The organism is Cohnella ginsengisoli, assembly GCF_029525555.1.
GTDB lineage: Bacteria > Bacillota > Bacilli > Paenibacillales > Paenibacillaceae > Cohnella > Cohnella ginsengisoli.
In genome coordinates this window covers 1,270,668-1,294,276 of record NZ_JAPDHZ010000002.1, presented here as the reverse complement: position 1 = coordinate 1,294,276, position 23,609 = coordinate 1,270,668, and the positions used below count along the sequence as shown (strand labels likewise).

Annotated in this window: 18 protein-coding genes and 1 pseudogene; 17 read left to right on the top strand and 2 right to left on the bottom strand. The window is 59.3% G+C overall.

What is annotated here, in order from left to right; genetic code table 11:
• The first annotated feature begins 266 nt into the window (after positions 1 to 266).
• The 10 genes and pseudogenes from OMP38_RS06305 to OMP38_RS06260 all read left to right on the top strand — a co-directional run bounded on the left by OMP38_RS06305 (position 267) and on the right by OMP38_RS06260 (position 12,753).
• Positions 267 to 1,238 (top strand): ABC transporter permease, encoded by a 972-nt coding sequence (locus OMP38_RS06305; protein WP_277564327.1) that lies wholly within the window; start codon positions 267 to 269, stop codon positions 1,236 to 1,238.
• 29 nt (positions 1,239 to 1,267) lie between these two features.
• Entirely contained in the window at positions 1,268 to 2,158 is an 891-nt protein-coding gene (locus tag OMP38_RS06300; RefSeq protein WP_277564326.1) for a carbohydrate ABC transporter permease, read from the top strand.
• 107 nt (positions 2,159 to 2,265) lie between these two features.
• Complete coding sequence (locus OMP38_RS06295) at positions 2,266 to 3,996, top strand: type 2 periplasmic-binding domain-containing protein (RefSeq protein ID WP_277564325.1); 1,731 nt, start codon at positions 2,266 to 2,268, stop codon at positions 3,994 to 3,996.
• 95 nt (positions 3,997 to 4,091) lie between these two features.
• Complete coding sequence (locus tag OMP38_RS06290; protein ID WP_277564324.1) at positions 4,092 to 5,996, top strand: sensor histidine kinase; 1,905 nt, start codon at positions 4,092 to 4,094, stop codon at positions 5,994 to 5,996.
• The gene (locus OMP38_RS06285; protein WP_277564323.1) at positions 5,996 to 7,561 is read left to right on the top strand and encodes a response regulator transcription factor; all 1,566 of its coding nucleotides are present in this window, start codon (positions 5,996 to 5,998) and stop codon (positions 7,559 to 7,561) included. Before OMP38_RS06290 ends, OMP38_RS06285 begins: the two co-directional genes overlap by 1 nt.
• Positions 7,562 to 7,667: 106 nt before the next feature.
• A complete protein-coding gene (locus tag OMP38_RS06280; RefSeq protein ID WP_277564322.1) occupies positions 7,668 to 8,042 on the top strand; it encodes a hypothetical protein in 375 nt (124 codons plus the stop codon).
• 478 nt (positions 8,043 to 8,520) lie between these two features.
• A pseudogene (gene ltrA / locus OMP38_RS06275) lies at positions 8,521 to 9,913 on the top strand (group II intron reverse transcriptase/maturase).
• A 317-nt stretch (positions 9,914 to 10,230) separates the two neighbouring features.
• The gene (locus OMP38_RS06270; RefSeq protein ID WP_277564321.1) at positions 10,231 to 11,133 is read left to right on the top strand and encodes a hypothetical protein; all 903 of its coding nucleotides are present in this window, start codon (positions 10,231 to 10,233) and stop codon (positions 11,131 to 11,133) included.
• A gap of 72 nt (positions 11,134 to 11,205) precedes the next feature.
• Positions 11,206 to 11,976 carry an ABC transporter ATP-binding protein gene (locus tag OMP38_RS06265; RefSeq protein ID WP_277564320.1) on the top strand — a complete coding sequence of 257 codons (771 nt, stop codon included), beginning with the start codon at positions 11,206 to 11,208 and terminating at the stop codon, positions 11,974 to 11,976.
• A gap of 12 nt (positions 11,977 to 11,988) precedes the next feature.
• On the top strand, positions 11,989 to 12,753 hold the full coding sequence (locus OMP38_RS06260) for an ABC transporter permease (RefSeq protein WP_277565189.1): 765 nt from the start codon (positions 11,989 to 11,991) through the stop codon (positions 12,751 to 12,753).
• Here the strand turns inward: OMP38_RS06260 and OMP38_RS06255 are convergent.
• Positions 12,669 to 13,283: a hypothetical protein gene (locus tag OMP38_RS06255; protein ID WP_277564319.1), complete on the bottom strand. Its 615-nt coding sequence runs from the start codon at positions 13,281 to 13,283 to the stop codon at positions 12,669 to 12,671. The genes OMP38_RS06260 and OMP38_RS06255 overlap by 85 nt on opposite strands.
• Between OMP38_RS06255 and OMP38_RS06250 the strand changes: the two genes are divergently transcribed.
• From OMP38_RS06250 to OMP38_RS06240, 3 genes are all read left to right on the top strand, one after another.
• Positions 13,267 to 14,190: a sensor histidine kinase gene (locus OMP38_RS06250; RefSeq protein ID WP_477100068.1), complete on the top strand. Its 924-nt coding sequence runs from the start codon at positions 13,267 to 13,269 to the stop codon at positions 14,188 to 14,190. The two genes, OMP38_RS06255 and OMP38_RS06250, sit on opposite strands and share 17 nt — an antisense overlap.
• Entirely contained in the window at positions 14,187 to 14,873 is a 687-nt protein-coding gene (locus OMP38_RS06245) for a response regulator transcription factor (RefSeq protein ID WP_277564317.1), read from the top strand. Before OMP38_RS06250 ends, OMP38_RS06245 begins: the two co-directional genes overlap by 4 nt.
• Before the next feature lie 218 nt (positions 14,874 to 15,091).
• On the top strand, positions 15,092 to 16,093 hold the full coding sequence (locus OMP38_RS06240; RefSeq protein WP_277564316.1) for a GNAT family N-acetyltransferase: 1,002 nt from the start codon (positions 15,092 to 15,094) through the stop codon (positions 16,091 to 16,093).
• 430 nt (positions 16,094 to 16,523) lie between these two features.
• On the opposite strand, the gene OMP38_RS06235 is transcribed toward OMP38_RS06240, so the two are convergent.
• Entirely contained in the window at positions 16,524 to 18,800 is a 2,277-nt protein-coding gene (locus tag OMP38_RS06235; RefSeq protein ID WP_277564315.1) for a helix-turn-helix transcriptional regulator, read from the bottom strand.
• A gap of 236 nt (positions 18,801 to 19,036) precedes the next feature.
• Between OMP38_RS06235 and OMP38_RS06230 the strand changes: the two genes are divergently transcribed.
• The 4 genes from OMP38_RS06230 to OMP38_RS06215 all read left to right on the top strand — a co-directional run bounded on the left by OMP38_RS06230 (position 19,037) and on the right by OMP38_RS06215 (position 23,584).
• Positions 19,037 to 20,017: a Gfo/Idh/MocA family protein gene (locus OMP38_RS06230; protein WP_277564314.1), complete on the top strand. Its 981-nt coding sequence runs from the start codon at positions 19,037 to 19,039 to the stop codon at positions 20,015 to 20,017.
• 127 nt (positions 20,018 to 20,144) lie between these two features.
• Positions 20,145 to 21,050, top strand: coding sequence for an ABC transporter permease (locus OMP38_RS06225; protein ID WP_277564313.1), 906 nt, complete (start codon positions 20,145 to 20,147; stop codon positions 21,048 to 21,050).
• Positions 21,051 to 21,069: 19 nt separating this feature from the next.
• The gene (locus OMP38_RS06220) at positions 21,070 to 21,936 is read left to right on the top strand and encodes a carbohydrate ABC transporter permease (protein WP_277564312.1); all 867 of its coding nucleotides are present in this window, start codon (positions 21,070 to 21,072) and stop codon (positions 21,934 to 21,936) included.
• A gap of 76 nt (positions 21,937 to 22,012) precedes the next feature.
• A complete protein-coding gene (locus tag OMP38_RS06215; RefSeq protein WP_277564311.1) occupies positions 22,013 to 23,584 on the top strand; it encodes an extracellular solute-binding protein in 1,572 nt (523 codons plus the stop codon).
• Positions 23,585 to 23,609 lie beyond the last annotated feature (25 nt).

The window sequence follows — 23,609 nt, the reverse complement described above, 5'->3', positions numbered from 1 at the left end:
TGGCCAGTTCTCGCAGCCGCTAGGCGGAATGTGTTTACGTAGGTCGCTGAAATGATGCCAAGATAATCCAACGGGACGAATCAGAGGATTTTCCTGCTTCGTCCCGTTTGCGTTTTTGGTCTACGCCGAATCCAGACGCGCGCCAAACTCCCGAAAAACGAGACCGCAATACGAAATATCGAGCCTACCCACGCAGCGGGAGGGATCGTACAATACAAACAGATGAAAACACTTACATCGCTACAAAAAAACAGGAGGTCGATCGTATGGATGCCCGGGCGGAGGCGCTGGAAGCGCAGCGGACGCAGGCGCGCGTGCGCCGGGGCGGGGCGACCGGATGGGCCAGGAAGCTGCTCGCCCAGCGCTACCTCCAAGCGATGGCCTTGCTGGGCGTAGCCTGGATGCTCGTGTTCAACTACATCCCGATGTACGGCCTCATCATCGCGTTCAAGGAGTACAACATCATCAAGTCGGTCGGCGAGGCGCCGTGGGTGGGACTGACGCAATTTCGAGAGTTTTTCTCGGACGAACAGCTGCCCGGCGTCATCCGCAATACGATCGGCATCAGCCTGCTCAAGCTGATCGTCGGCTTTCCGCTGCCGATTCTGTTCGCCCTCTTCCTGAATGAGCTCAGGTCGGTCCGGTTCAAAAAAGCCGTGCAGACGATCTCGTATCTGCCGCACTTCCTGTCCTGGGTCATCCTGGGCGGCATCCTGACGACCTGGCTGTCGGACGTGGGCGTCATCAACAAGGTGCTGCTGGCGCTCGGCCTCATCCGCGATCCGGTCGATTACCTGGCCAGTCCGGGCTACTTTTGGACGATCGTGGTCTCCTCGGATATTTGGAAGGAGCTCGGCTGGTCGGCGATCATCTATCTGGCGGCGATGGCGAGCGTGTCCCCGGAGATGTACGAGGCGGCCACGATCGACGGCGCCGGGCGCTTCCAGAAGATGCGGTACGTAACGCTGCCCGGCATCGCAGGCACGATCTCGATCCTGTTCATCCTGGCGGTCAGCGGCCTCCTCAACTCCAACTTCGACCAGATTTTCGTCATGCGCAACGCGCTGAACGACAGCACGAGCAACGTCATCGACATCTTCGTGTACCAGACGGGCATCTCCCAGTCACGCTATTCGTACGCGACCGCCGTCGGCCTGATCAAGTCCGTCATCACGCTCGGCCTGCTGCTCGGCGCGAACGGCATCCTGAAGCGCATGAACCAATCCACGTTGTTCTGACCGAGAGCGAGAGAAGGGGGCATCATCCGATGTTCGCATTAAAACGAAGAACGAGAGGCGAGGCCGTCTTCGACGGCGTCAACGTCCTGCTCATGCTCGTCATTTGCTTCGTGACGATCTACCCGGTCTGGTACGTCCTCGTCAATTCGCTGAACAGCGGGCAGGACGCCATGCGCGGCGGCATCTACTGGCTGCCCCGGGTGTTCACCCTGGACAACTACGCGGCCGTCGTCGACAATCCCGGCATCGTGACCGCGATGGGAATCACGGTCGCCAAGACGCTCGTCGGCACCGTCCTGCACGTCTTTTTCACGGCGATGGTCGCCTACGCGTTTTCCCGGCGGGAGCTGATCGGCCGCAATCTGTACATGATCCTCGGCACGGTCACGATGATCTTCAACGGCGGACTCATCCCGACTTTCCTGCTCATCCGCGACTTGCAGCTGCTGGACAACTTTTTCGTCTATATCGTCCCGGCCATGTTCAGCTTTTTCGACCTGATCATTTTCGTCTCTTTTTTCCGAGAGCTGCCGCAGGGCCTCGAAGAGGCCGCGAAGATCGACGGCGCCAACGACCTGGTGCTGTTCCTCCGGGTCGTCATCCCGGTCTCGCTGCCGGTCGTCGCGACGATCGCCTTGTTCCACGGGGTATGGCAGTGGAACGACTATTTCTCGGGCGTCATCTACATTACGCAGAACACCGAGCTGCAGCCGATCCAGACGTTCCTGTACCGCGTCGTCGCGCAGAACGATACGAGCCAGATGGTGACGGCGGCGGCAGGCGGCATTACGAAGTCCGTCACGTCCAACTCGGTGAAAATGGCGACGATGGTCGTCACAACGCTGCCCATCGTGCTCGCGTATCCGTTTTTGCAGCGGTACTTCGTGAAGGGGCTCATGATCGGATCGATCAAGGGCTGACCGGGACGACACAGGCATCTGCGCGCCATTTCGAATCGTCATCCAATCGGGCAACCACGACTTTCCACATAGAAGACTGTCCATCAGAAAAGCAAAGGGGAACGAACATGAACAAACGCGTATCCAACAAAACGATCGCTTCCACGCTGCTGCTCGCGCTGACGTTCTCGCTGTCGGCCTGCGCCGGCGGCAACAACGAAGGCCAGGCGAGCTCGAGCGCTCCGGCTTCAAGCAGCGCCGCCCCGTCCGAAGCTTCGCCGTCGGCCACCGCTTCCGCGTCGGCGGAAGCCTCCGGCGAAGCTTCCGCCGACGCGCCCGGCTGGCAGGCCGACGCCGCCAAGCCGATCACGTTCGACTGGTACCTGAACTTTTCCTGGTTCCCGAACAAGTGGGGCGTCGATCCGACTTCCCAGTACGTCACGAAGAAGACGGGCGTCAACATCAACTTCATCGTCCCGGCGGGCAACGAGAACGAGAAGATGAACACGATGATCGCCTCGGGCAAGCTGCCGGACTTCATCACGCTCGGCTGGTACGAGGACGCGGTCAAGAAAATGCAGGAAGGCGGGCTCGTGCTGCCGCTTAACGAGTTGGCGAAGGAATACGATCCGTACTTCTTCAAGGTCGCCGACCCCGCCAAGCTGAGCTGGTACACCCAGCCGGACGGCAACGTTTACGGTTATCCGAACGCGTCGTCCTCGCCGAAGGATTACGAGAAGTATGGCACGAATTTTACTTCTAACCAGACGTTCCTCGTCCGCAAGGACATGTACGAGGCGCTCGGCAAGCCGGACATGCGGACGCCGGAAGGCTTCCTCGCCGCGCTCAAGGCCGCGAAGGAAAAGTTCAAGGACGTGAACGGCCAGCCGCTCATCCCGCTAGGCCTCCACGAATTCACGCCGACGGGCAACTATTCGCTCGAGGATTACCTGGCCGACTTCCTGGCCATTCCGCGCGACGTCGACGGCAAGCTGAACGACAAGTACGCCCTCGTCGACAACGAGGCGTACGTGAAGTGGCTGAAGGTATTCCGCCAGGCGAACCAGGACGGCCTGCTCGCGAAAGACATCTTTATCGACAAGCGCACGCAGATGGAGGAGAAGATCGCGCAGGGACGCTACTTCGCGATGATCTATCAGCGCTCCGACCTGGCCGCCCAGGAGAACGTGCTGTACGCCAAGGACCCGAACTCGGTGTATATCGCGGTCGACGGCCCGGCCAACGCGAAGCAGGATCCGCCGAAGCTGGCCGGACCTTCGATCTCCGGCTGGACGGTCACGCTCATTTCCAAGGACGTCAAGGACAAAGCGCGCGCCATCAAATTCCTCAGCTACCTGATCAGCGAAGAAGGGCAGAAGGATCTTTACCTTGGCGAGAAGGGCGTCTCCTATGATACGATCGACGGCAAAGACCAGTTCAAGCCGGAGGCGCTGCAGCTCATGCAGACCGACCGCACCTCCTTCGACAAAAAGTACGGGTCGTCGTATACTTTTTGGATGCTGATGGACACGAACATGAACCTGCAATGGGCGCCGCCGAGCGTCGAACCGACGAAGCAGATGGAGGACTGGACGCGCGGCAAGACGGTCAGCTATTCGCAGTACGACCTGATCGACCCGCCGGCCACGTCGCCCGAAGGCATCACCAAGACGAAGATCGACACGCTCTGGAGCAAGGCGCTGCCGAAGCTGCTGCTGTCGAAGTCCGACGCGGATTTTGACAAGATCCTGCAGCAGTTCAAGGACGATCGCGCCAAGGCCGGCTATGACGCCATGCAGGCGTTCCGTCAGAAGAAGTTCGAAGAGAACGTTAAAAAGCTCGCGGATTTTATGAAGTAAGGCTCTGACCAAGGACTGTCGTCCCTTCCGGGACGGCATGTCCTTTTGGAGTTTTAAGCGAAGCGACGAATACGACGGCAAACGGAAGTGACGGCATGCGGGTGCGGACATTCTGGAAAAAATCGATGCGAAGGCTCCTGGAACGGCAAGAGCAGTGGTCGCTGCAGACGCGGCTGATCCTCTCGTACGTGCTGATCCTGCTCATTCCGAGCGTCCTGATCTCGCTGCTGCTGTTTCAGCAGTTCGCGGGAAGCGCGGTCAAGGATATGGAGCGGAAAAACGAAAACACGCTCGAGATCGAGCGGCTCAATATCGCCAACAACATCGAGACGATGCAGCGGGCCGCGGACCTCAGCCAGGCGGACCAGGACGTGCTCGATTATTTGTCCCGGACGACGGAGCCGGACACCGCCGAGCTGATCGACTTCAGCACGCGGGTCGTTCCGGCCATCAACCGGCTCCAGTACAATAATCCGAATCTTTTGCATATCCGCATCTTCTTCGACAACGCGCTGATCAACGAGATGTATCCGGTATTCGCGAACGAGGAGCGTGTCGCGTCGGAGCCCTGGTTCGGCCGCTTGACCGCTTCGAAGGAGCATATGGAGTGGCACTTGACGCCCGACGACCCGGATCCGTTCAAGATGAAGATCGGGGAAGCGACGGGCGTCGGCCAGGCGAAGGTCGCCTTCCTGAAGGAGATCGAGTACCCGCTGGGCATCCATGCCGGCATCCTCGAGGTTGACATGCTCATGTCGAGCTTCTTCCCCAAGACATTCGGCAGCAGCGAGGACGACGTCTCCCAGCTCGTCATCTCCGATGCGCAGGGCAATCTTTTCTACAATCGGCAGCAGAAGCTGCTGGCGTCGACGGGCATATCCCCCGAGGCGCTGGCCGAAGCGCTGAGCCCGGCGGGCCGGGCGCTTTCCGGGACCGCGAGCTTCCGCCTGACGCTCGGAGGCCAGCCGTTCCTGGCGGTCTCCCGCGAGATCGAGCCGCTCGGCGCCAGGATGGTGAATATCGTGTCCCTTCAGCGCGTGCTCGACAGCGCCAGGCAGACGCGCGACCGCATCATCGCGGCCAACGTCATCCTGATCGCGATCCTAGGCATCGCGACGTACGTGCTCAATTCGTTTATTTTGAAAAAGCTGCACACGCTGACCGATTCGATGAAGCGGGTTCGCCAGGGCGACTTCGGATTCGACCTGACGGTCCGCGGGGGCGGCGAGGTCGGCGAGCTGGCCCATCATTTCCGCAAGATGCTGCGCAAGATCAACGAGCTGATCGCGGACGCGGTGAACAAGAAGGCGGCGTCCAAGGAGACCGAGCTGCGTTCGCTGAAAAACCAGATCGACTCCCACTTCCTGTACAACACGCTGGAAAATATCAAGATGATGGCGGAGGTGGAGGGGCAGTACCCGATCTCCGACGCGCTGACCTCGCTTGGCGGGCTCATGCGCTACAATCTCAAGTGGACGAGCGAATACGTGAGGCTGCGCGACGAGGTCGCGCATATCACCAACTATATCGCCATCATGAACATCCGGTACGAGAATCGGATTATCCTCGCTCTCGACATCCCGGCCTCGCTCCTCGATCAGGAGCTGCTGAAGATGTCGCTGCAGCCGATCGCGGAAAATGCGGTCCAGCACGGGCTTCGCGCGTCGTCGATGCAGGAGCTGACGATCCGCATCGAAGCCGAAGCAAGCGAGGGGACGCTCGTGCTTGCCGTCCGCGACGACGGCTGCGGCATGCCGGCGGATCGCGCGGCGCAGCTCAACCGGTCGATCGGGTACGAAGCGCCGGAGTCAGCCGGCACGGCCTTGCCGAGAGCGGACGCCGGGCGAGAAGGCGGCGGCATCGGGCTGCGCAACGTGCATCAGCGCATTCAGCTCTACTACGGCAAAGAATACGGGCTCACGGTGGCCAGCGAAGAAGGCGCCTATACGCGCGTCGTCATTCGGATTCCTTACTTTATTTTGACGGGAGGCGCAGGCTGATGCGAACGCTGCTTATCGTCGACGACGAGAAAAACATCCGCGCGGGTCTGAAAGCCATGATCGAACGCCAGTACCGGGATCGGTACGACGTGTCGCTGGCCGCCGACGGGGCGGAGGCGCTGGCCGTCATCGGCGCCGGACGGATCGACATCCTGATCACGGACATCCGGATGCCCGAGATGGACGGCTTGACGCTCATCCGGCACGCGGCGGAGCGATCCCCGAAGACTGCCGTCATCATCCTGAGCGGCCACGACGACTTCAGCTACGCCAAGGAAGCGATCAAATTCAACGTGCGGGACTATCTGCTGAAGCCGATCGTCCGGGAAGAAATGTACGGTATCCTGGACCGGGTGGAGCAGGAGCTCGGCCGCGCCGAGGACGCAGAGAGCCGGCTCGACGAAGCGGGCCGGGTCCGGGAGGAGCTGCGGGCGGCCCAACTGAACTATATTTTCGTGCATCCCGCCGTCGATCCGGCCGAAGCGGCGGAGCGCTGCCGGTCCGCGGGGCTGCAGCGCCTGGAGCCGGCCTACTGCGTCGGCGCGCTCAAGTTCGCCGGCGACCGCCGGCAGAACGTGCTCGCGCAGGAGTTTCTCGCGCGCAGCGCGGAGGGGCGCGCCGCGTTCCATCTGGAGGATCAGGACGGCTATCTGATCGTATTGACCGACGAGGCGGAGCTGTTCGGCCGGCTCATGGTTTATTTGAAGGACAAGAGCGTCTCCTCCGCCTATCATGTCGGGCTCAGCCGCATGAAGGCGCGGCTGGAGGACGTTCGCGCCGGCTACGCCGAGGCCCGGCGCGCCGCGGGATACAGCTTGCTGCAGCCGCGCTGCAGCTCGTCGATCATTACCTACGAGAGCGTCATGCACAGAACGGACGCGCCGGAGCTGCCGGTCGACGACGTCCGCAAGCTCGCCAATATGCTGGGAACCGATCGCGAGCCTGACATGAAGGCGATTCTGGTTCGCCTGTTCGATTTGAAAAAGGCGTCGGAAGTTTCGCTCGACTATTTGGAGCGCCTCAGCAAGCTGCTGAACGAGACGGTATTCGACGACGTGTTCCGCACGTACGGCGAGGAGTCGCTCGAAATCTTGCGGTTGTATAAGCGGGTAGGCAGCATTTATCATTTCTCGGACATTCACGAATATTTCCACGAGGCCGAAAACTTGCTGTTCCGGCTGAACGATTATGTCCGGACGGTTCGCGCCGCGCTGGGAGACAACCGGGAGATGCGGAGGGCCGTCGCTTATATCGAAGCGCATTATGCCGAGGACCTGAACATGGCCACGGTGTCCAATCACGTGTCGCTTAATTATTCGTACTTCAGCGAGCTGTTCAAGGAATTCACGGGCCAGAGCTTCGTATCGTACGTGAAGGCCGTGCGGATCGATAAGGCCAAGGCGCTGCTCGCGCGGACGGACGCCAAAATTTTCGAGATCGGCCAAAGCGTCGGCTTCGAAAACGCGAAGCAGTTCAACCGCGTATTCCGGGAGCTGGAGGGCGTTCCGGCGTCGGAATACCGCGCGCGGCGGCAGGCAACCGGGCATCCGGGCTCAGGGGCGTGAGGCGTACGCGATTGTAAAATGAGCTTTTTCCCTGCGCGATTTGACCGATTCCGTTTTTTTGTCGCGGGAATACGATGTTGTATCCTAAGACAAGGAAGTGATTGAATTGGCCAATCGAAATTTACGCCTCGCGCTCTGGTCCGGCACGAACTTTACGGGCCGCCGTATCGTAATCAGACGCGGAGGCGTGGCGGTTCGGGAACTGGGCGCATTCCAGTTCGACAACGTTCTGTCGAGCTTCAGGCTGAGCAATGTCGTGCAAAGCACGCAAGTCACGCTTGTGCTGTTTTCCCAAACGAACTTCCATGGCTCGTTCCGCGTGTTCCGCGGGAGCCAGAGCGTAGCGAATCTCGGAAGCCTTAATTTCGACAATGTCACGTCATCGTTCGTCCTGGTCGGACGCAGATTGACGAATGAAGAGATCGCCCGCATCCAAAGAACGGGCATTCCGCCGCGCGACGTGCTCATCATCCGGCAATAAGCGGCAGAACGAATCGATCTTGCGCGAAGGAGAGAAGGCGGATGCCTTCTCTCCTTTTTGCGTACGCCCAGCATGGGCGTCATCTTTAGGGTGAAAGTCCCGAACGGGGGCTGGCGAGCGCCTACCGTAGCCAAGGGCAAGGGTGTCGGCCGTGAGGCAGAATCTGAAGGAAGCCGGAGGCAAATGCACGGGCCAAGGTATACGAACTGGATTCGAGGCAGGGTTAACCGGATGAGTCTCCTCAACAAGGCGAAATCCAAAGCCGCCAAGGGTTATCTCTGTAAACTCCAGTGGTCGCGGGCAGACAGATGACGTTCTTATCTGGGGAGACCTGTGGGATGGAAAAAAAAATGCGAAGTCACTTCGTAACCGCAACCGGGAGGTTGCGCTGAACCCACAGGAGTCAGCAGAGGTCATAGTACGCGAGTACGGGACGCCGGAAAGCGGAAGGGCCGAACCGAAAGGAGAGAGGAAACCGATGCGTTCGCGCGATGAGCAAAGACAGCCGAATATCCCGCAAGGGAGCTTGCTGCAAAGAGAAGCGGTGAAGCCGTCAGGGTATGCAGGAGCGCCGAGTTCAACGCCGGCACAAGTCGTCACTTCCTCTCGCGAAGCCAATGACGACGTGCTGGAGCGGATGCTCGCAAGCGCGAACCTCAGGAACGCGTACAAGCGAGTGGTCCAAAACGGAGGAGCGCCCGGTGTGGACGGTGTAACGGTAGCACAGCTACAAGCTTACCTGAAAACGCATTGGGAGTCGGTGAAAACCGAACTCCTGACGGGAACTTACAGACCTGCGCCAGTCAGGCGGGTGGAAATCCCCAAACCCGGAGGCGGCGTAAGGCTGCTGGGCATCCCGACCGTCATGGACCGTCTGCTTCAGCAAGCGCTTCTGCAAGTGACGAACCCGATTTTCGACGCGGAGTTTTCTCCAAGCAGCTACGGCTTCCGGCCGGGCAAGCGAGCGCACGATGCGATGCGGCAGGCTCAATCCCACATCCAGAGCGGACTGCGCTGGGGGGTGGACATGGACCTAGAGAAGTTCTTTGACCGGGTGAACCACGACATGCTCATGGCCAGAGTCGCCAGAAAGGTAACGGACAAGCGTGTCCTAAAACTGATCCGTGCCTACCTAACCGCCGGAGTCATGGAGAACGGGGTTTGCCAGCGCACGGAAGAAGGAACGCCGCAAGGCGGGCCGCTTAGTCCACTGCTTGCGAACATCCTGTTGGACGACCTGGACAAGGAACTCACCCGCAGGGGGGCTGCATTTCGTTCGTTATGCGGACGACTGCAATATCTTCGTAGCAAGCAAGCGCGCCGGAGAACGCGTCATGGCGTCGATGATTCGCTTTGTAGAAGGAAAGCTAAGACTGAAAGTGAACCGGGAAAAGAGCGCGGTAGCAAGACCGTGGGAACGCAAGTTTCTAGGGTTTAGCTTCACGAACCACAGACAAGCGGCGATTCGGTTGGCGCCAAAGACGATTTCTCGGTTCAAGGATAGGATCCGAGAACTGACGGATCGTACGAAGTCTATGCCGATGGAGGAACGTATAAACCGGCTGAACCGCTATACGATGGGATGGCTCGGCTACTTCCGGCTGGCTGCGGCAAAGAGCCACCTCCAGCAATTCGATGGCTGGATTCGCAGAAGGCTGCGCATGTGCCTGTGGAAGCAGTGGAAGCGAGTGCGAACGCGAATCCGCGAACTGAGGGCGCTGAGGGTGCCGGAATGGGCTTGTTTTGTCATGGCCAACTCTCGGCGAGGCCCGTGGGAAATGTCTCGGAATACAAATAACGCCCTTCCGACCTCCTACTGGGAGGCGAAAGGGCTGAAAAGTCTGCTTTCTCGTTATTTGGAGCTTTGTTAACCTTTTGGAACCGCCGTATGCGGACCCGCATGTACGGTGGTGTGAGAGGACGGAGGCTAGCCGCCTCCTCCTACTCGATTATTCACAGATGTGCGAGCGAAACGACAGGACCGTCAGGGAGATCTTCCCTGGCGTTTTTTTTTGGCATAGCGTGATTCGTCGACCCAAAAGCCGAAAGTTTATTTTTTTTTAATCTTTTCCTTATTTCCGGTTTATTTTCGTTTTCAGGCGATTTAGAATCGGCCGCTATGATGAATTCAGGCGGACGAAGAAGCCGCGAATCGGAATCAGGAGGTTATGAGGAATGAAAAAAGAAATTGGCGATGGTGGGAGCGGGACTGACGATCGGGAGCGCGCTGCTGGTGACGTCCGCATTCGCGGACATCGGAGGCGAGGGCGGCGGCTACGAGGCGTACAAGACGGCGGTGAAGACGACGGCGGCGGCTTCGAACGCGACGCAGCATTACGTGCTCTCGGTACAGGACAACGGCCAAGAGCTGCTGAACGTCAACGGGACGCTGAAGGCAAGCAAGGCCGCGCGGGGCGTCAGCGGCAGCGCCGAGATCGCGACGGGGGCGGCTTCCGAGCTGCTCGAATTTTACCATCAGGACGGCTCGACGATCTTCAAGTCCGGCAGCAGCGATACGTACAACGTGGCGTCGGAGAAGGACGCAGCGGATCGCGCCGAGGGACATGACTTCGATCGCGAGGATCCCGCCGTTCGACAAGGGCTGGAAAAGCTGGTCGACGCGCTCGTCGGCCATCTGAAAAATAACGTGAACCTGAGCGACGGGGCTGACGGCGCGCAAGCGGTCGACATGACCTTGAAGGGGTCGCAAATCCCGGCGACGTTCAACGTGATCGGCTCGCTCGTCGTGAAGGAGGCGCTGAACGCGGAGAACGCGCACCAGGATTCGGCATTGAAGGATACGGGCGTCGTCGGCATCGATCTCTCCCGCCTGGACGCGAAGCTGCCGCGGTTGACGCAGGACGTGAACGTCGACGAGGTGTCGCTGCACGCGGAGATCGACGGTAATCATTATATCGTCCATCAGATCGTCGAACTCGCGGTCACGGGCAAAGACGAAGCGGGCGTTTCGCATCGCCTGACCGTCAGCGCGGATATCGATACCTCGGACGTGAACGCTACGACGCCGGATACCGTGGATCTGACGGGCAAGAAGATTAACAAGGTCGAGCCCGGCAAGCTTCAAGACTAACGGACGGATGACATTCGGGATCGGGAGCGGCCGCCGAGGCCGCTCTGCCATTCCGCAGGAGGAGGGAATATCGTGTCGGAAGAGACGGTGCTGGACATCGAAGGATTGACGAAACGCTATCGGAATAACAGAGGTGTGGCGGATGTCTCGCTGCGGATCGCCCGGGGAGACGTCTACGGCTTCTTCGGACCGAACGGCGCCGGCAAGTCCACGGTCATGAAGATCGCCGCCGGCTTGGTCCGCGCGGATCGGGGAAGCGTCCGGCTGTTCGGATTCGATGTCGCCGAGGACTACGAGCGCGCCATGCGCCGCGTCGGCGTGCTGATCGAGAAAGCCGAAGCCTTCGAATACATGAGCGCCTACAAAAATCTGGAGCTGGCCGCAAGGCTGTATCCGGAGCTGCCGAGGACGCGGATCGACGAGGTGCTCGAGCTGACCGGACTGTCGGCGAGCAAGCGGGAGAAGGTCGGCCATTTTTCGCTCGGCATGAAGCAGCGGCTGGGGATCGCGTCGGCGCTGATCGGCCGGCCCGAGCTGCTCATCCTGGACGAACCGACGAATGGGCTCGATATCGAAGCGACGGTCGATTTAAGAACGCTGATCGTCCGGCTCGCGAGCGAGGAGCGGATCACCTTTTTCCTGTCCAGCCACCTGATCTCGGAGATGGAGTCGATCTGCAACCGGATCGGCATCATTCAGGAAGGCCGCATCATTCGGGAGGGCAGCTGGCAGTCGCTCAAGCAAGCTTCGGGCCAGTCGCTCGAGAGCTACTACATGAGCCAGATTCGATCGGAAAGAGGAGGAGAGACGAATGGAGCTGCTCAAGCGATCGACCGTCAATGAGCTTGCGAAGCTATACGCGAGAAAAAAACGATCTGGCTGTTGGCGGTGGCCTTGATCCTGCCCTTCGCGGGCTTGCCCGTCGTCCGGCAGCTGCAAGACGGACTGGGCGTCGCAGGCGTCGCAAGCGATCAATACGCCGTCACGATATTGAACGTCATGACGCTGTTCGTGCTGCCGCTGCTCATCTTCATGACCGCGTCCGACATGATATCCGGCGAGCTCGGCGACAAGACGATCCGATCCGTGCTGTCCCGCCCGGTGAGCCGGACCAAGATTTATGCGGCGAAGCTGATCGCGCTGTTCGCGCATACCGCCGTCCTGCTGGCGCTGGTGTTCGTCGCCTCCGAAGCCGCGGCTTTCCTGCTGCCGGATGCCGGACATGCGGCGGCCAGCATGGGCGATGCCGTCCTCGCTTATGCGGCGTCCGCGCTCCCGCTGTTCGTGCTGTGCACGGCCGCGGCATGGGTATCGCTCGGATTCAAGAACGCGAGCGGCGCGCTGACGGTATGCATCCTGCTGTACGCGGCCGCCAAGGGTCTGGCGCTCGTCTTTCCGTCCTACATGGTCTTTTCGCCCGTCACGTACATGAATTGGCATCAGCTCTGGCTGGGCGGTTCGATCCCCGAAGGAAGAATATTCGCGATTCTCAGCCTCCTGCTCGGTTGCGGTATGGTATTCTATTCAACGGGCCATTACTTTTTCGATAAAAAAAGAAGCGTAGGAGAATGCATATGTCGATCCGCATCAGGCTCTTGCTGTCTTATCTGGCGATGCTGATCATCCCGCTCATTCTGATCGGCATCTCCTTCCTGGTGATCGTCGTATCGGCGATCGGCGATCTGAAGTCGGTATTCACGCTGGATACCGGAGACGGCAATCCGCTCGCGGCGATCATGGGCGAAGAGGCGAGCATCGCATCGGATATCCGTACGCGAATCGCCGGCGACCCCGACTCTTTGCGCGACCCTTCCCTGATGAAGGCGTACGACGATCGGCTGCAGAAGATCAACATGGGGCTCATCGTCCGCCTCGGCGATCGGGTCGAATATATCTCGCCGGACCTGAAGGAGACGAAGGTCGCTTCGAATCTGCCGCCCTTCGGCACCGAAGTCCGCTGGATGGAAGGCCACGATATCGGCAAAGGCAGCTGGATGCTGGACCGTCAGTACAACGTCATCTTCCGTGACGGCTCCAAAGGCAGCTTTTACATGCTGCTGAACATGGATTTTCTGGGCTGGCTCGCGGAGCGCATTTCCAAGCCCTTTTTTACTTTCGCTCCTGATTATACTTGTGGTGGTCAACGGCATATTGACCTATTTCGTCTCCCGCAGCATCATTCGTCCCCTTCGTTCCTTGCGGCGTGCAGCGGAGGAGATCAAGGAAGGCAATCTGTCCCACCCGGTCCGCCCCGAATCGCGGGACGAGATCGGCGAGCTTGCCGCCGCGTTCGAGGAAATGCGGATCAAGCTGAAGGATTCGGTCGACCTGCAGCTGCAGTACGAGGACAACCGCAGCAACCTCATATCGAACATTTCGCACGATCTGAAATCTCCGGTCGCCGCGATCCGGGGCTATGTCGAGGGCATCATGGACGGCGTCACGCATACGCCCGAGATGCTGGACAGCTACATCAAGACGATTCACCGGAAAACGGTCCAGATGGATCGTCTGATCGACGAGCTGTTCCTGTTCTCGAAGCTGGACCTGAAGCGGCTGCCGTTTCACTTTGAAGAGGTGGCGCTGGACGACTTTCTGTCGGATTGCGCCGAGGAGCTCGAGCTGGACGCGGAAAAGCGCGGCGTGAAGCTGATCTACGAGCCGCCCGCGCTAGCGGAGCCGGCCGTCGTGGTGGCCGACCGCGAGAAGCTGAAGCGCGTGTTCGTCAACATCGTCGAGAACGCGGTGAAGTACGCCGACAAAGCGGACGCGGCCATATGGATCGGATTTATCGAAGAAGTCGGGTATTACAAGATCGGGGTCCGCGACAACGGGAAGGGAATCTCGGCGGAATCGTTGCCTCATATTTTCGAACGCTTCTACAGGGCGGACCCGGCCCGCAACGTGGATACGGGAGGCAGCGGCCTTGGCCTCGCGATCGCGCAGCAGATCGTCGAGGAGCACGGCGGCCGGCTGGCGGCGGCGAGCGAGCTCGGGGCGGGCACCTTGATCACGATCTCGCTTAAGAAATGGACGGGAAGGGGACGCGCCGAATGAAACGCATCTTGATCGTCGAGGACGATCTCAGCATGGCGGAGCTCGTGCGGGATTATCTCGCGATTCACAACTACGAGCCGCATATCGAGACGAGCGGCGACCGGGGGCTGAAGCAAGCGCTCGAAGGCAAATTCGATCTCGTCCTGCTCGACCTCATGCTGCCGGGGATCGACGGCTTCGAGATTTGCCGCCGGTTGCGCAGCGAGCTCGATATCCCGATCCTCATGGTCTCCTCCAAGAAAGAAGACATCGACAAGATCCGAGGCCTCGGGCTCGGCGCGGACGACTACGTCGTCAAGCCGTTCAGCCCGAGCGAGCTGGTCGCGCGCGTGAATGCGCACCTCGCCAGGTACGATCGCCTGTCGGGCGGCGGCCAGAAGAGGGAGGAGATCCGGATTCGCGGACTGCTCATCGACAAAGCCTCGCGGCGCGTCTACGTGAACGACAAGGAGGTCGCGTTCACGACGAAGGAGTTCGATCTGCTCGCATACCTCGCCTCCCATCCGAACCGCGTGTTCAGCAAGGAGCAGCTGTACGAGCAAATCTGGGGCATGGACTCGCTCGGCGACCTGCCTACCGTCACGGTTCATATCCGCAAGATCCGGGAGAAAATCGAGCTCGATTCCTCCCGGTCGCAGTACATCGATACGATCTGGGGGGCGGGCTACCGCTTCCAGGTTTAAAGGAACGGAATGAGGACGCAGCCGGGCAGCCGGATGTATTTCAGGAAGGGGGAGATAGCGAGTTCATCGTCGCGGCTCCCCTTTTTCGTGGCAATCTTCCCAAATAATCTTATCAGATAAGAACAATCTTTAAATCTGCTTATTTGCCCGGCTCTCCGCTTCCGCTAGATTGTCTAGTAGGCACGAACATCTAGGAATGCAGGAGGAAGAGGATCGCGATGATATTCGAGAGGTTCGAGGAGAAGCACATGGAGGGCGCGTTGGCGTTGTGGAACAAGGAGCTGGGCGCCTCGTTTCCGATGCGGCCGAGGCTGCTGCGGCAAAACGCGCTGGAGGATCGCCGGCTCCTGCGCAAGGGATCTTGGGTCGCGCGAGAGTCAAGGGCCGGGGCGGTCATCGGGCTCGCGATCTCGAAAATGGCGGGCGAGGCCGACGGTCGCTTCGGTCTCCGGCGCGATGCCGGCTGGATTCAGGCGCTGCTCGTCGACTCCGCGCATCGGGGAAGGGGCTTGGGAAGCGAGCTGCTTCGCCTCGCCGAGGACGCTTTGCGCGACTCAGGCGCGACGCGAGTGACGTTGGGCAACGATCTGCACCGCAGGCTGTTCCCGGGCATCCCGGGCGAGCTGGCGGACACGCGACGGTGGTTCGAGCGCCGGGGCTACGTCCATCGGGAGGACGTCTACGACTTGATCAAGGCGTACGTCCCGGACGAGCGCGTCGCCATGCCCGAATTCGGCGGCGGCGCGGCAGCGAGAATCGCGGAGCCGGCGGATAGGGAAGCGCTGACGGCGTTCATGGCGCGCTGCTTCCCGGGAACCTGGGACCTGCAGCATCGCGATTATTGGGAGCGGGGCGGCACAGGGCGCGAGTATGTCCTGCTAGAGCGGGACGGCGCGATCGTCGGCTTCTGCCGGATGAACGACGCGGCATCGCCCCTGCTGGCGCAGAACGTCTACTGGGCGCCGCTGTTCGGGGAGGCGCTGGGCGGCATCGGCCCGCTCGGCATCGACGAGGCATGCAGGGGACACCGGTACGGCATCTCGATCGTGCAGGCCGCCATTCACTTTTTGACGGCGCGGGGCGCGCGGCGGATCGTCATCGACACGACGCCGTACGTCGACTTCTACGGCAAGCTCGGCTACGAGGTTTGGAAAAAGTACGCCAAGTACGACAAAACGCTGGATGAGGCGATTGCAGAACCTGATATTTCTTCGCTATAGGAATGCTGCCCGCTAGCTGAACAGCCTGCCGGATCTCGCCGGCAGGCTGCGTAAATGAAAGATCGTTCTCCGTTACTTCCTTATTTCGTGTGACAAAAGAGAAGTTGGTCTCCCGCCCATAGATTAGACACGTTGAAATGGTTTAATTCACCCAGAAGCTATAGCTGGCGCTGGACAGCGTTCCTGTATCGGACACGATAAAGTAAGCTTTGCTTCCCGGCCCGACCGTTATTTGAATTGAATCTAAACCACCGATACCGTTATCCCATGGATTCAGGTATGTGACAGAGCCCCCCCGGATTGTGAATTTCTACCCATAAATACCCCTCTCCCCATTTGAGTGGGAACTGACCAGTTCCTACTATATATGACATCAATAAACAGGGAATCGTTGCATAACATGAAATGGTTTATTTCACGCATATACGGATCACCGGTTGTGGCTCCGTCTGAACTCGCTCGGCGTCAGCCCCGTATACCGCTTGAACACGCGGTTGAACGAGGCGACGGTGTAGTAGCCGACGAGCGAAGCGATCTCCTGGATGAGCAGATCGGTGTCCCGAAGCATCTGGCTCGCTTTGTTGATGCGCACGGTCAGGATGTAATCGCTGAGATTCGTGCCTGTCTTTTCCTTGAAGTACGTGGACAAATAAGGACCGGTGATGCCCAGCTTGCCCGCGATCGCGTCGAGCGACAGATCTTCGCCGAAGCGCTCTTCGACGTATTCCATGACGAACTTCGTGATGATGTCGGTTTCGGACTTTTTGGCTCTCACTGCTTCCGCGGACTTGGCCAGGAAGCGGCCAAAAAAAGTCTTGTACTGCTCCAGCGTATAGCAGCTTTTCAACTGCTCGTAGGGCGACCCGCCTTCGGCGAAGGCCGTGAACGAGATGTTTTGCGCGTATAAAATTTTGATGGTGCGGTTGACCACGTCTTTGGCGAAGTCCTGAAATTGATAGGCGAGCGCGCCGGCGCGCGCGAGCTGGTCGAGCAGTTGGTTCACGAGCGGCACGGTCACTTCGTCGCAGCCCGCCTGCAGATTCGCCGTGAGCTCCTGCTCCTCCGAAGGCGCGGGAATCATGAGCGAAGGCTGCGGGACCCATTCGCCGATCACCTGCACGTCCTCGCCGAGCCTGCGCTGCTTGACCAGGTCGAGGACGTCCTGGTACGTCTCCGCGAAGTCGGCGGAGTGGCTGCGGACCGGGCTGATCGCGATCGTGAAGTTGCAGTACGGGATATCCGTGCCGAGCATGCGAACCAACTCGTCCATATTTTCGCCCCGGTGGCCCGCGCCGCGTTCGCTCTTGACGAACAGGATCGTCAATACCTGATCCTTCTCCAGCTGGAAGGTCAGGGAATCGTCATACCGGCTGGAGAAATGCGCGTCGATCAGCTCCTTGTACATATTGAAGGCGCGTTGGGGCGCGTTCGCGATCTCCTTGGCGAAGCGATCCTTGAATTCGATCTGCGACAGCACGAGCCGGTAGCGGGCATCCGATTCGAAGGTCACCGGCAATGGTTCGCCGCCGCCATGGATTTTTTTAAGCTTCTTCATATAAGCGAACTGCTGCAGCAGATTGTTTTTGGCGAGCAGATCTTCATGATATTCGCGGTTGGAGCGCGACAGATCGCTTAGCGTGTCGTGCAGCAGGTTGAACTCCTTGATCCGGCTCCCCTCGCCGGCCGGGACGCCGACCGCGCGCAGGGACTGCACGGAGCGGATCATGTTCGCGAGCGGATTGTGGAACCGCTTGGAGAACCAATAGGACACGGCAAGGCCGATCAGTACCGACAGCGCGAGCAGCCCCAGCATGATCAGGTTCAGCCTGCGGAGCTGCGCCGCCAGCCCTTTGTCGGGTACCTTTTCAACGTACGTGAACCCGGTCTCGCCGCCCGTCCGGTAGAAGTAGTAGCTGTCGCCGATTCTTACGTAGCCCTTCCCGGTTTTTCCGGCGAGTGCCTTGGGGAGCGCCAGATGGCTGTCGGAGGAATAGAGCGCCTGACCGCCGCCGTCGACAATAAAAAACGTGCTGCTCGGCTTGGCTTGGTGGAAAGCCGCGTAGATGCGATCGCCGTTCAGAAAAGCGATAATGGCGAAGGCGCGATCGTAGCCATTTTTGACCAGAATCGGCAGCAGTGTTCCGAGCGGCTTGCGCTCGAACGGCGTGACGGAGGCGAATGAAGCGGCAGGGTACACCTTGAAGCTCTCCTCGCCGTCCATCTCGTGCTTCCAGAAATCGGCCGTGTATGCCGGTTCATAATAAAACTTCGAAAACATCGTGTCCGCGTCGCGCGTGCCGTCGCGGTCGATGATGAAATCGTCGCCGCGGAAGTAATAAACGATATTGTCCAAATAAAGCGAGGTGTTATTCAGGTCGTGCGCCAGCGACTTCTGAACGTCGACCACGACGTCGTACCGCCGCATCGGATCGCCTCGCTTCAAGATTTCCGTGTCGTTGTCGAATAAATAGCCGAGCAAGAAGCTGCGGACCAGCTTGATATGCTTCTCGTAATTGGCTGCGGTCGCGTTCAGATTGAGGCTGCTGTTCAGGATGATCTCTTCCCGGATGTTTTGCCTGAAAAACGTGAATGCAATCCAATTGATGGATACCAAAAGGACAATGATCGCGATGAAGCTGCCGAACAAGGTGTAGAATAGAGACATCTGGTTTTTGGCCGTCCCCCGGAATCGCGCCGTCCATTTCATCCGATTACTCCTTTTTAACAATTTCGTCGATCAAGCCTTACATAAATCAGAGTATAGCCCCGTGTCAGCTATTCGCTCAATACGCATCGCTTCGGATCCTTATCCTTTTTTTACGATCGGCCTCAAATCCCCAATCCTTTTTAAGATTCGACAAGAACCGTAAGATCCCCTGATGGCGTGCCTGCCGCGACGCTTGCTATGATGACCGCATTCGAACGGAGGAGGCGGTCTTACAAATGGGTTATCGCGTGGCCGTGATCGGAGCCGGCATCATCGCAGGCTCGCATCTGAAGGCGATGCGCAATATGGACGTCCTAGCGCCCTGCGCGATCGCGGACATCGCCAGGGATCGGGCGAACGCGTTGGCGGCGGAGCACGGCATCCCGTCCTACGCGGACTACAAAGAAATGATCGACAAAGAACGGCCGGATATCGCGGTCGTCACCCTGCCTCATTACTTGCACAAAGAAGCCGCATGCTACGCCGCCTCCCGAGGGTGCCATGTCATGCTCGAGAAGCCGATGGCGATGAACGTCCGCGAATGCGACCAGATCGTCGAAGCCGTGTACGCCGGCGGGGTCAAGCTGATGGTCGGGCATACGCAGCATTACGACGCGGTCAATCTGGCGGCCAAGGCCTGGATCGACGGCGGCCGGCTCGGGCGTATGACGATGATCGACGACAGGCGCCACCAACGGTACGACACGCCGAGCCGGCCGGCATGGTTTTTCGAAAAGGCCAAGGCTGGCGGCGGCATCCTGACGAATCTGGGATCGCATTCGATCGACAAGATTCAATGGATGACCGGCGAGCGGATCGCGAGGGTGACGGCAAGCGTCCGGTATGCGGATATGCGAGGGGATATCGAAGGCGGCGGCTCGGCGTTCCTCGCGACCGAATCCGGCATCCCCGCGACGCTGTCGCAATCGGGCTACCCGGGCGCCGTCGTCGACGAGACGGAATTCCGGTTTACCGGCGGCAGCATGAAGCTGCTGACGGGCAGGGGGCTCTGGGTCAGCGACGGAGGCGATTACGAGCAAGTCCCCGTGCCGCCGCAGCCGGATCCGTTCGTCCGCCAGTTCGAGGACCTGCTTGGCGCGATTCGGGACAACCGCGAGCCCGAATGCTCGATGGCCTACTCCCGCAGCGTCGTGGCGGTCGTGGAGAGTCTGTACCGTTCTCATCAAAGAGGCGCGGAAACGGCGGTCGAACGTTAAGATCCTTCGCGAACGTATCGAAACCGAAGAAATGCGAGGTTTCCGCAGATCGCATCATTGCGGCGCTTCCGCAGCATTCATTAAGCTAGGCATCATAGACACATCGCTTCAGACTGGAGGGTCGCAAGTGGCGTTATTCCGATTGAAACTGAACAGAAGCAAGTACCTGCTGCTGCTCTTTTTGCCGGCGCTCGTCTATTACATTCTGTTCAAGTACGTGCCGATGTTCGGCATCCTCATCTCGTTCAAGGACTACAACCCGTTCAAGGGGATCTGGCAGAGCGACTGGGTGGGGCTCAGATATTATTCGATGTTTTTCCACAGTCCGGACTTTCCCAAGCTGCTGAGGAACACCGTCCTGCTCGGCGTCTACAAAGTCGTATTCGGCTTCCCGGCCCCGATCGTTCTGGCGCTGCTGCTCAACGAAGTGAGGAAGGGCATCGTCAAACGGCTCGTGCAGTCGATCAGCTACCTCCCGCACTTCATCTCGAACGTCGTCGTCGTGAGCATGTTGTTCCTCTTCCTGTCTCCGACCAGCGGCCTCGTCAACCATGTGGTCGAGTGGATGGGCTACAGCTCAATCAACTTTATGCAAAACGAGAACTATTTCCGCACGCTATACATCCTGTCCGAGATCTGGCAGCATATCGGCTGGGAGACGATCATCTATCTGGCCGCGCTCAGCGCCATCGACCCGCAGCTGTACGAAGCGGCCACCGTGGACGGCGCGAGCCGCTGGCACCAGCTGCGCCACATTACGGTACCCGGTATCATGCCCGCGATCGTCATCCTGTTTATCCTGAACATCGGTCACGTCCTCGACATCGGCTTCGAAAAGGTGCTGCTCATGCTCAATCCGTCGATCTATTCGACCGCGGACGTGCTCAGCACGTACGTGTTCCGGACGGGCATCCAGGCGATGAACTACAGCTACGGCACCGCGATCGACCTGTTCACGAGCGTGGTCAACCTGCTCTTCATCCTCACGGCGAACTGGATCAGCCGCAAGACGAGCGAGACGAGCCTATGGTGAGGAAAGGAGCGAACGCGTCATGAAGCCTAAATTCGGTCTGTTCGATGTCATTTTGTATGTCGTACTATTCGCAGTCTCCGCTTCTGCACTGTATCCGTTCATTTATATGATCGCGGTCTCGCTCAGCGGCACCGTGCCGGTGCTGAAGGGCGAGGTGTTCTTCTGGCCCAAGGAGTTCAACCTGAACACGTACGCGGCCGTCTTCGACAATCCGGAGATCGGACGCGCCTACATCAATACGATTATCTATACGGCGCTCGGCACGGCTATCTCGCTCATCGTCAGCGCGGCGGGGGCTTACTCGCTTTCCAAGCGGGACATGCTGTTCCGCAATGGCTTCATGGTCATGGTCGTCATCACGCTTTTTTTCAGCGGCGGCATGATCCCGACCTTCCTCGTCGTCAAAAGCTATCATCTCATCGATACGATCTGGGCGATGGTGTTGCCCGGCGCCGTCAGCACGTGGAACTTGATCGTCATGCGCACGTTTTTTACCGGCATGCCCCAAGAGGTGGAGGAATCCGGCAAGATCGACGGCTTGACCGATATCGGCATCTTTTTCCGGCTCGTGCTTCCGCTGTCCAAAGCGATACTCGCGACGATCGGACTGTTCTACGGCGTCGCCATTTGGAACAACTTTTTCTCCGCGCTGCTCTACCTGCGGGATGCCGACCTGTTCCCGCTGCAGGTCATCGTCCGCAACATGGTGCTGCAAGGCTCGGGGGGCGCGAACGGCGCGGGCAACATCGGCGGCGACAGCATGATCGTCGACGAAGCGCTCAAATACGCCACCATCATCGTGACCACGGTTCCCATCCTTTTGATCTACCCGTTCCTCCAGAAGTATTTCGCCAAGGGGGCGCTCATCGGGTCGGTCAAAGGTTAACATACAGACATGGGAAAATTCGATCGGAAAAACAGAAAGCGAGGGGCAACAATGAACAAAAAAGACAGCAGTCGTATTGTCCGCGGTCATGGGCGCGAGCGTCGTGCTCGGCGCGTGCTCGAACAACAACAACGAGGCGAGTCCGTCGCCGTCCGCGTCGGCCTCGACGTCCGCAAGCGCCGGCGCAAGCGCATCCGCAGCACCCGCGGAGCTCACGCCGCAAACGTTCACGTTCCTGAATTACAGCAATCCGAGCTGGCCGTACGACGCGAACTGGAAGATCTGGTCCTACATCAAGGAGAAGACCGGCGTCACGCTGGACATCCAGCTGCCCGCGGGCAATCTGCTCGAGGACGCGATCAGCCTGGCCATCGCCGGCGGCGACATGCCCGACATCATGTGGACGCAGGAGAAACGCCTCGCCGACAAGTTCGGCCAGCAGGGCGCGCTCGTCAACATCCTCGACTACGTCGACGACATGCCGAACTTCAAGGCCTGGATGGCGAAGTATCCGGCCGAGACGCAGAACATGCTGTCCTCCGACGGCAAGATGTACGAGTTCCCGAACCAGGGGCTCGGGGAGTCGAACCGCCGCACGTGGATGTACCGCGAGGACGTCTTCAAGAAGCTGAACCTGTCGACGCCGAAGACATGGGACGAGCTGTACGAGACGCTGAAAAAGCTGAAGGCGGAATACCCTGAGAGCTATCCGCTCACGGTGCGCAACGGACTGCGCTACTTCGAAGACTTCGCGGCGGGCTTCGGCGTATCCGCGCCGGTCGACGCCCAGCGGGCGAGCGCCTATCTGGACGGCGCGACGGGCGAATGGAAGTACGCGCCGGTGCAGCCGGCCTATAAGGACATGCTCGTTTATTTCAACAAGTTCTATAAAGAGGGACTCATTCCGAAGGACTTCCTGACGATCGATACGAAAATGTGGCAGGACATCGTGTCCACGAACCGCGCGTTCGTCACGCTCGATTACATCGGGCGGATCGACTTCTACAACAGCGCGCTGCGCAAGGATAACCCGGACTTTTCGATGAACTTCATGGCGCCGCCTGCCGGTCCGAGCGGCCTGCAGAAGAACGCGTTCACGGCCGTCACGGAGGAAGGCTTCATGATCTCCTCCAAGTCGAAGAAGATCAAGGACATCGTCAAGTTCATCGACTTTTTCTATTCGGACGAAGGACACGAGCTGGTGAGCTGGGGCAAGGAAGGCGACACCGTCAGCGGCGACAGCTTCATCGAGAAGTATACGGACATCTCGGATCTGCGCAAGAAGACGGGTCTGTCGACCGACGGCACGTACACCTGGTTCGACTTTAACGCTCACATCTCGGTCTCTTCGCCGGAGCTGAAGTCCGCTTACGAGCAGGCGCCGCAGTTCGACAACGCCAAGACGTCGACGCCGCCGTTCACGCCGGAGGAGCAGCAGGTGCTGAGCACGAAGGGCGATTCGCTGAACAGTCATCGCGACGAGAACTTCGCGAAGTTCATTATGGGCACGCGCAGCTTCGATACGTGGGACAAATTCGTGGAGGAGCAGAAGAAGCTCGGCTACGAAGAGATTTTGGAGATTTACAAAAAAAGCGGACGAGCGCGCGAAAGCGGCCGTGAAGTAAGCAATAAACGCAACAAGCAGTAAACGCAACAAGCAGTAAACGGAATCA

Bases quoted from the DNA above. Each gene is read 5' to 3' on its own strand.
- OMP38_RS06290 (WP_277564324.1), top strand. From the start codon at position 4,092: ATGCGGGTGCGGACATTCTGGAAAAAATCGATGCGAAGGCTCCTGGAA.
- OMP38_RS06230 (WP_277564314.1), top strand. From the start codon at position 19,037: ATGGGTTATCGCGTGGCCGTGATCGGAGCCGGCATCATCGCAGGCTCG.
- OMP38_RS06295 (WP_277564325.1), top strand. From the start codon at position 2,266: ATGAACAAACGCGTATCCAACAAAACGATCGCTTCCACGCTGCTGCTC.
- OMP38_RS06255 (WP_277564319.1), bottom strand. From the start codon at position 13,283: ATGCCGTTGACCACCACAAGTATAATCAGGAGCGAAAGTAAAAAAGGG.
- OMP38_RS06285 (WP_277564323.1), top strand. From the start codon at position 5,996: ATGCGAACGCTGCTTATCGTCGACGACGAGAAAAACATCCGCGCGGGT.
- OMP38_RS06245 (WP_277564317.1), top strand. From the start codon at position 14,187: ATGAAACGCATCTTGATCGTCGAGGACGATCTCAGCATGGCGGAGCTC.
- OMP38_RS06220 (WP_277564312.1), top strand. From the start codon at position 21,070: ATGAAGCCTAAATTCGGTCTGTTCGATGTCATTTTGTATGTCGTACTA.
- OMP38_RS06300 (WP_277564326.1), top strand. From the start codon at position 1,268: ATGTTCGCATTAAAACGAAGAACGAGAGGCGAGGCCGTCTTCGACGGC.
- OMP38_RS06305 (WP_277564327.1), top strand. From the start codon at position 267: ATGGATGCCCGGGCGGAGGCGCTGGAAGCGCAGCGGACGCAGGCGCGC.
- OMP38_RS06240 (WP_277564316.1), top strand. From the start codon at position 15,092: ATGATATTCGAGAGGTTCGAGGAGAAGCACATGGAGGGCGCGTTGGCG.
- OMP38_RS06235 (WP_277564315.1), bottom strand. From the start codon at position 18,800: ATGAAATGGACGGCGCGATTCCGGGGGACGGCCAAAAACCAGATGTCT.